3 protein-coding genes are annotated in these 3548 nt (G+C 37.8%); 1 reads left to right on the forward strand and 2 read right to left on the reverse strand.

Annotated features, from left to right (window positions below; all coding sequences use genetic code 11):
* Positions 1-46 precede the first annotated feature (46 nt).
* A complete protein-coding gene (gene tnpA / locus JIV24_RS21950) occupies positions 47-382 on the reverse strand; it encodes an IS66 family insertion sequence element accessory protein TnpA (RefSeq protein WP_200467228.1) in 336 nt (111 codons plus the stop codon).
* A gap of 17 nt (positions 383-399) precedes the next feature.
* Here tnpA and JIV24_RS21955 point away from each other — a divergent pair, with 17 nt between their 5' ends.
* Positions 400-2580 carry a leucine-rich repeat protein gene (locus JIV24_RS21955; RefSeq protein WP_200467229.1) on the forward strand — a complete coding sequence of 727 codons (2181 nt, stop codon included), beginning with the start codon at positions 400-402 and terminating at the stop codon, positions 2578-2580.
* 77 nt (positions 2581-2657) lie between these two features.
* On the opposite strand, the gene larB is transcribed toward JIV24_RS21955, so the two are convergent.
* Positions 2658-3548, reverse strand: an 891-nt coding sequence (larB, locus tag JIV24_RS21960) for a nickel pincer cofactor biosynthesis protein LarB (protein ID WP_234445922.1), incomplete at its 5' end; no start/stop codon positions are given.

Here is a 3548-nt window from a genome sequence, read left to right on the forward strand (position 1 = left end):
AAGAAAAAAGAAACCAAAGAAGTCTTACTCTATGAATTACAAACGATTATAAAGTCATGTTAACTAAACGACATTGAATCTTGATGTCTAAAGTGGATTCTCCTAAAGCTTTCTTAAGTTCCTCATTCTCTCTCCTCAACATCTCCAGTTCAGTCTTTGAATGAAGATCTCCATCATTTTTAATTCCCATTACCGCACCTATTTTTGCATCTGTTCGCCATTTATATAGTTGGCTGGCTATTAATCCATATCTACGGCAGAACTCAGGACACGACAAACCGGATGTTTCCCAACTTTCAACTATACAAGCTTTCTGTTCGGAGGTAAGCATTTTTCTGCCATTCGATGACAATCTAGCATTTTTAATGATTTCTTCTACCATTTTGTTTCACTTTTCATGTGCTACAAAGTGGTCCAGTTTTTAAAGCGGTTAAAAACAGGAATTATGCATTTGCCAATAATAATATTACAAGCATTACTTTACCCGCAGGTTTGGAAACAATAGGAGAAGATGCTTTTAATGACAATATGCTCAAAAATATCCATCTACCGGAAGGCCTTACTTCCATCGGTTCAAGTGCTTTTATGCATAATAATCTAAGAACTTTAGAAATACCCGCGAGTGTTAACTCTATTGGGCACTTAGCATTTGGAGTAAACCCGAATTTATGTAGTTTCTCATATAATGGCGAGCTAAACCTGAGCGATAATATTTTTGCTAACTGCCCGATTGGGCAATGTGATTTAGATTTTACCTATATGCTGAATAATGATTTATCAATTAATTATGCGGTAATTAGAGACTATAGGGGAGATGCTGTTGATGTTGTTATACCAGATGGAGTAACTACTATCATGTCCAGGGCATTTAGTTCCAAAGGCATAAAAAGCGTAGAATTCCCTGAAAGTTTAACAAAGATTTACGATGGAGCATTTGAATACAATGAATTAACAGAAGTTATTCTACCCGAGAATTTGCTATCAATTGGTAATTATGCCTTCCGAAATAATAACATTCAGAGCATACAACTGCCGGAGGGCTTGACAACAATTGGGGACATGACTTTTGAAAGCAACAAGTTAAGTTATGTGAATATACCCGAAACAGTCAGTGATATTGGGGACTACGCTTTTGTCAATAATCCGGATCTTTGCTCATACGACTATACAGGTACGTTTGCATTGCGAAATAAACACTTTGAAAATTGTCCGATAGGGCATTGTGACTCTGATTTTATTTACCTCTTGTCGTATTACGACATAGAGCCTGATTATACTTACATAGTTGGGTACCGAGGTTCTGAAAAAGAAATTTCAATACCAGAAGGAGTAACAAAGATTGGTTCCAGTGCTTTTAGGTGGAAAGGCTTAACAAATGTCAACTTTCCGAACACAATTCAAAGTATAAATTCCAGTGCATTTAGTGATAATGAATTAATACATGTCAACTTACCTGAGCACATGTATCATGTAGGTGATTACGCTTTTAAAAATAATTACAATCTATGCTCCTACTTTAATAATGGCAGAGCAAGTATATCGGAATTTGTATTTGCCAACTGCCCAATAGGTCATTGCGACTCTGATTTTATTTTTCAATTAAACAATAACCTCTCTGTAAATTATACGAAGCTGAGCGGGTATAGAGGCACAATGCAAAGTATTAACATACCAAAGGGTGTTGTTGAAATAGGACGGGAGGCATTATTTTCGAAGAGCCTAAGTGAAGTTATATTACCAGATGAATTACAAGAAATTCTCTATGATGCGTTTCGCTCCAATCATATTAAAAACATTGTGCTTCCACCCAGTGTAATTTACATACAAGGAAGAGCTTTTGAAGATAACCTATTGACGAATATTGTTATACCAGATAATGTAAGTTATTTGGAAACCAGAGCATTTGATTACAACCCAATAAATAGTATGACCTTTGAAAATGCTGTTGATTTTCAAGGCATGAGACTTCCCTTGCTGAAGGGTTACACATGTTATGGATGGTACGAAAATCCCGACTTTACAGGGGAGCCTGTTAACTATGTTTCAGCTCTAACAGCTGGTGAAGTTACTTATTGGGTGAAGCGTCAATTAATTGAATATGCCATTGACTATAAAAATACTGAAGCACATGAGGTGATAAATCACCCTACCTCATACAACATTGAAAGTAATGCTATTGCAATCGACGAACCTTTACCGAGAGATGGTTATACTTTTGCTGGCTGGTATACAGATGCTCAGTTGACCGCTCCTGCAAATCTACCAGCCATTCCCAATGGTTCAGTAGGCGACAAAACCTTTTATGCGGCTTGGGAGCAGGCAACAAGCATGAATCACTTAGGTGAAGAAAAGATTGGGGTATACCCTAATCCTGCAACTGACTTTATTTATATTACTACTGACTATGAACAGGTGCAGTTTAGCCTATTAGATGTGATGGGTAAGCAACGTATTAAAAAGACCATTACAAATAATTCTTCAGTCAACTTAAAAGGCATCTGTGAACCAGGTATGTATATTGTTCAGATATATGTTCCGGAAACCAAGCAGTACTTCACTAAAAAGTTGATAGTTGAGTAGATTGTGGTTAGTTCGGAGATTACTGCATACAAAAAAGCGAAGTCAGAAACTTCGCTTTTTACATTTTAATTGTAGGCTCACCTATTCTTAGCAATTAAAGCCGCCACAACACCAGCACGTAATCCACCATCGATATTAACTACCGTTAGGTTAGGAGCACAACTGGCCAGCATACTCGTTAATGCGGCTTCTTTGGCTCTAAAACCATAACCTACCGAAGTTGGCACACCAATTACTGGCAGTGGCACTAATGATGCTGCAAATGGCGCTAGTGCACCTTCCATGCCGGCCACAACAATGACAGCTGCCACATCTTGTTCTATGCCTTGTTTGATGGCTTCCAATACGCGGGTTGGGTGCGCAATGCCGCGATCTTCAAATACCAATGGTTCTACACCAACGGCTTTTAAAATGACTTCGCACTCATAGGTTACCGGATGGTCGGCCGAACCGGCACTAATTACTAATACTTTCCCTTTGGTTTCGGGCATTTCGCCAATAACTGTGGCATTAACTGACCATAATACGGGGAACTTATCCTTAAAATGTTCATTTAACTCTTTGTAAAAAGGGCTGCGTGAAACGACTACTCGCGGATGTTCATCAAGAAGTTTTGTCGTAAGCTCAATGGTTTGCTCCAGCGTTTTATATTCACCATAAATGATTTCAGGAATATTGGTACGCATGCCACGGTTCACATCTAATATATAGCGGCTGGCTGTTTCCATCCAATCTAATGAGAAATGGCGTTGTGCATCTTCTTTCGTAATTTCTCCTTTTTGTATCTGCTCAAATAGTTCGTCGAAGGTCATAGCTAATGGTGAATTGTTAATGGTGAATGAATAAATATTAATGGTTAATGAATAATTGCTAATTGTTAATGATGAATTGTTAATTAAGGGTGCAGTTCTCATATTACGCAGCATTTTTAGTGTAGTATACGTCAGAAAAATGTTTCCAAAAACCAT

The organism is Carboxylicivirga marina (genome assembly GCF_016612505.1).
In the GTDB taxonomy this organism is placed as follows: Bacteria; Bacteroidota; Bacteroidia; order Bacteroidales; family Marinilabiliaceae; genus Carboxylicivirga; species Carboxylicivirga marina.